Below are 1,763 nucleotides of genomic sequence, written 5' to 3' on the forward strand. Positions count from 1 at the left end.
TTACCGGACAGCGGATCATCGGGGTCGGGACTACGCTGCGGCGGGTGAGCGACGATCACGCCCCCCTCGACGACCCCGACCAGGACCCGCCCGCCGGGGAGCGGGCAGCCCACCGCCCGCGCACCACGGACCCGCTGGAGCTGGGCTTCACCCCGCGCAAGCCGGTGCCGTGGCTGGCCCCGTTCCTGCTGATCAGCACCGGCATACGCACGCTGCTCGCGATGCTCTTCGGCGCGTACCTGGACAAGCGCGAGTTGCAGAACGCGTTCGGCGACGACGCGTTCCGCCAGTCCGGGCCGGACGGCGGGCTGTGGCTCGACTACGTGGCCGACCTGGGTGACGGCTTCAACGCCACCTACTCGGTGGCGTACCTGCTGGCGCAGCCGGAGCTGACCGTGGACGGGCACCGGCTGCCCCGGGCGCAGACCCTGGTGATGGGTGGCGACCAGGTGTATCCGTCGGCCGCGTACGCCTCGTACGAGGATCGCTGCAAGGGCCCCTACCAGGCTGCACTCCCGGCGACCCCGCCGGAACGGCCGACCCTCTTCGCGGTGCCCGGCAACCACGACTGGTACGACGGCCTGACCGCGTTCCTGCGGTTGTTCGTCCGCTCCCGGGACCGGCACTTCGGCGGTTGGGGCACCGGGCAGTCGCGCTCGTACTTCGCCGTGGAGCTGCCGGCCGGCTGGTGGCTGCTCGGCGTGGACGACCAGTCCGGCTCGTACCTGGACGACCCGCAGTTGGCGTACTTCGACGAGGTGGCGCGGCAACTCGGCCCGGAGTCGAAGGTGATCGTCGCGACGCCGGCGCCGACCTGGGTCAAGGCCGCCGACCATCCGACGGCGTACGACTCGGTCGACTACTTCATCCGCACGATCATCGACCCGACCGGGGCGCAGGTCCGGCTGCTGCTCTCGGGCGACCTGCACCACTATGCCCGCTACGCGGGGCCGGACCGGCAGCTGATCACCTGTGGCGGCGGCGGGGCGTACCTCTACCCGACGCACAAGTTGCCGGAGCGCATCGAGGTGCCTCCGCGGGACACCCTGGCCCGGCGGGCCAGCCGCGCCCAGCCGTACGACCTGGCGGCCCGCTATCCGGACGCGGCCCGCTCCCGCCGCTACGGCTGGGGCATCTTTCCCCGGCTGCCGTTCCGCAACCCCGGTTTCACCACCCTGCTCGGCACCCTGCACACGCTGCTGATGCTGGCCATGGCGGGCGCGGCCGCGAACTGGGCGGACACCACCGAGCAGCGGCTGTTCACCGTCCCGCTGGTACTGATGCTGCTCGTGACGGTGCTGGCCGCGGCCCTGTTCGCCAAGCCACCCAGCGCGAGCGGCAAGCGGCATGCGCGGCACTGGATTCTCGGCGTCAGCCACGGCCTGGCACACGTCGGGTTGGCCGCCGCCGGCACCTGGGCCTGGTTGGCGCTGCCGTTCTACGACTGGCCCTGGCCGCTGCCGGTGGTCGCCGCGGCGGTGCTCTACGGCCCGGTGAGCGGCCTGCTGGCCAGCCAACTGGTGGCGGCGTACCTGCTGGTGGCGGGTTGGTTCGGGGTGAACGTCAACGAACTCTTCGCCGGTCAGGGCATCGAGGACTCCAAGGCGTTCCTGCGGTTGCGCATCGACCCCGACGGCACGCTGACCGTCTACCCGATCGCGGTCGACCGGGTCTCCCGCGACTGGCAGATCAACCCCGACCAGTCCCCGACCGCGAGCTGGCCAACCCGACGTGTGCCAGGCCGTGGCTGACGCCGAGAATCC

The 1,763-nt window shown here is 71.8% G+C and carries 1 protein-coding gene; it reads left to right on the forward strand.

What is annotated here, in order from left to right:
* Positions 1 to 44: 44 nt before the first annotated feature.
* Positions 45 to 1,751: a metallophosphoesterase gene (locus tag EAD89_RS27180; protein WP_121677702.1), complete on the forward strand. Its 1,707-nt coding sequence runs from the start codon at positions 45 to 47 to the stop codon at positions 1,749 to 1,751.
* Positions 1,752 to 1,763: the final 12 nt, after the last annotated feature.

It is taken from the genome of Micromonospora sp. BL4, assembly GCF_003667505.1.
Classification (GTDB): Bacteria; Actinomycetota; Actinomycetes; order Mycobacteriales; family Micromonosporaceae; genus Micromonospora.